Origin of the sequence: Candidatus Syntrophosphaera thermopropionivorans, from assembly GCF_004353895.1 — a bacterium.
GTDB lineage: Bacteria > Cloacimonadota > Cloacimonadia > Cloacimonadales > Cloacimonadaceae > Syntrophosphaera > Syntrophosphaera thermopropionivorans.
The window spans coordinates 1-3304 of the sequence record NZ_SMOG01000043.1 but is presented as its reverse complement, the minus strand read 5'-3'; the positions used below and the strand labels follow the sequence as shown (position 1 = coordinate 3304).

Annotated in this window: 2 protein-coding genes; both read left to right on the top strand. The window is 34.8% G+C overall.

Annotated elements, in window-relative coordinates; genetic code table 11:
- The first annotated feature begins 372 nt into the window (after positions 1-372).
- Positions 373-1548, top strand: coding sequence for an aspartate kinase (locus E0946_RS07050; protein ID WP_133201760.1), 1176 nt, complete (start codon positions 373-375; stop codon positions 1546-1548).
- On the top strand, positions 1545-3304 hold a 1760-nt coding region (gene metG, locus E0946_RS07045; protein ID WP_133201759.1), incomplete at its 3' end, for a methionine--tRNA ligase. The genes E0946_RS07050 and metG, both read left to right, overlap by 4 nt.

The following is a 3304-nucleotide window of genomic DNA, read 5'->3' as shown; positions in this document are numbered from 1 at the left end:
TATCAGTAAGATACTTTATATCTACCTGAAAACGACTAAACACTCTCTTCTGCTTTCTCACTTCTTGCATATCCTTTCTTTTCTTATAAGTTTTCTTTTGGTCTTATTTATTATCTCCGGGTAGTGGATACCCCTTCCCTTTACTAACTAAATAAAAATATTTTCTTAAATAGACAACAAAGCTTTTAATCTTCCCTCTTTTTAATCTAATTATTGTTACATTAGAGTTAGATTTACCCGAAGAATTTTTTAATAGATTCTTTGTTAGAGCAAAAGGATTATAGGGGGAACGGGATTATATATACTTTAAAATACAAGCACAAATAAGAAAAATCTTGACAAGAGGCTGGTTTATGGATTTAAGAAAAGATTATGGCTATTATCGTAAAGAAATTTGGTGGTACTTCTCTAGGAAGTATAGAATTAATTCGCAATATTGCTCGCAGGATTGCTCTTGAAGCAGGTAAAGGTGATTCATTAGTTCTGGTTGTTTCAGCAATGGCAAAAACGACAGATGAACTGATAAATCTGGCATATCAAATAAGTGAACATCCATCCAGAAGAGAATTGGATATGCTACTTACAGCAGGAGAAAGGATAAGTATGTCTCTTCTTTCTTTAGCTTTACAGGAGGAAGGTTATTCCTCCATTTCTTTTACCGGTTCTCAAAGTGGAATTATAACTGATGAAAGGCATGGCAATGCCAGGATTTTGAATGTGAATGCATTCCGAATCAAAGAAGAATTGGATAAAGGTAAGATAGTTATTGTAGCAGGATTTCAAGGAGTTAGCCAAAGCAAAGAAATTACCACTTTAGGAAGAGGCGGTTCTGATACTTCTGCAGTGGCATTAGCCTGTTATCTTCAAGCAAAAAAATGTGAAATCTATACTGATGTTGATGGAGTCTACACAGCTGACCCTAAGATAGTTTCAAATGCAAAATTACTACCTGCTATAGATTATTCTCAGATGCTGGCTTTGAGTTATAATGGCTCTAAAGTTATTCATCCCAGAGCAGTAGAATTTGCCTATAAATATAGCATTCCTGTGGAAATAAAAAGTTCCTTCACTTTTGCTCCCGGCACAATGCTAATTCAAGAAAAAAGTTTTAAAGAGGAAAATATGGAAGAACGACATATAACTGCTATAGCGCATAAAGAAAACCTGTTAAGCTATATAATACCTGAGACAGAGGAAACTATTGATTTATTAAAAATCTGGAACTGGGAGATTTTTAAGTATTTAGCGATAGAGAATCAGTTAGAGTTAATCATTGAAGAGAAATATGATAAAGAAATCCAATATCTTCTATCTCAGAAAGAGATACCTATTCTCAAAACTGAAAATGGAATTGGTTATGTCACTCTGGTAGGTTTAGGAATTAATCTTGATCCAAGTTTTTTAGCAGATACTCTCAAACTTTGCCAACCTTTTCATATTAAACGTATTCAGCATAGTGACAAGACCATAGAAATAATGTTACCCAGTTCAGAAGTTAAAGATTGTGTTCAGATTCTACATTCAGCTTTTATCGGATGTGAAAAATGAAATATTTAGTTACCAGCGCTCTACCCTATGCTAATGGAAGATTACATATTGGACATATAGCGGGAGCCTACTTACCTGCAGATATCTTTGTTCGCTGGTTGAGATTGCATAAAGAAGATGTAGTTTATATCTGTGGAACAGATGAACATGGGACTCCTATATCTATAGCTGCAGATCAGGAAGGTGTTAGTCCTCAAGAAATAGTTCAACGCTATCACGAATCTATAAAAAATGCTTTTGCTGCACTGGAAATAGAATTTGATAATTTTTCTGGCACTGCAAGACCGGGACATTATAAACTTTCCCAGGAATTCTTTTTAACCTTATATAAAAATGGTCATATATTACCCCGAAAAACCAAACAATTCTATTGTGAGACTGATCATAGATTCCTTCCAGATAGATATGTAGAGGGAATTTGTCCTCGCTGTCATGCAAGTGGTGCGAGAGGTGATCAATGCGATGCCTGTGGTCAAATCTATGAGACCACCTCTTTAATAGAACCACGATGTAAAATCTGTGGAAACACCCCTGTAATCAAAGAAAGCACTCACTGGTATTTACAATTGAATGATTTTAAAGACCAGCTTGCAGATTGGATTAGCAAAAAGGATTACTGGAAGGAAAATGTACGGAATTTTATGCTGAATCTTTTGGAACAAGGTTTGGTGGAAAGACCTATTACCCGTGATTTGAACTGGGGAGTTCCGGTTCCTTTAGAAGGTACTGAAGGAAAAGTGCTATATGTATGGTTTGAAGCACCTATTGGATATATATCTTCTACTCAGGAATGGGCAGATAAAATTGGCGAACCTAATCGCTGGAAAGATTACTGGCTTGATCCTGAAACCAGATTGATACACTTTATTGGAAAAGATAACATAATTTTTCACGCTCTCATTTGGCCTGCTATGCTTATGGGTCAGGATAAAGCTTACTGTCTTCCTTATGATATTCCGGCAAATGAATTTATGAATCTGGAAGGACAAAAGATTTCTACCAGCAGAAACTGGGCTATTTGGGTGGATGAATTCGTAGAAAAATTTCCGGCAGAATATCTACGCTATTATCTTGCTTGCATTGCTCCAGAAAAAAATGATAGTGATTTTTCTTTTTATGAGTTTCAACAGAAAATCAATCGTGAGCTAAACGATGTTTTAGGCAATCTTGCAAATAGAGTATTCACCTTAATCAATAAACATTTTAATGGATTGCTGGAACCTATTGAACTCTGTGATAGCAGTTTAAAGACACTGGAAGAAGCACAGGAACTTTATAAGCAAATAGATGAAGGATACAAAAACTATCAGGTTAAATGGAATACTAAACAGGCAATGGATATAGCTCGTTTGGGAAATCGTTACTTTGATGAACGGAAACCCTGGTCGGAAATAAAGAAAGATCCAAATTCCGTCCAAGAAACTTTGTATGTTTGTCTTACACTTTTGCGTATGGTATCAGTAGCTTTATATCCTGTAATGCCTGAAAGTATGAATAAACTTAGGAAAATGATGGGACTGCCTGAGCTTTCAGTATGGGAAGAAATAGATTTAAAATCCAATTATAATTTAAATAAGATTGAACCTCTATTTTTTAAACTGGAAGATTCAGTTATAGAAGAAGAAGTTAAAAAATTAAAACAAAATGCTAAATTAAATTCTTCAAAGATAAATCAAATTCCCATTAAAGAACTTATCAGCTATGATGATTTTGCTAAAATAGATATCCGAGTTGCGACTATCCTTTCTGCAGAAAA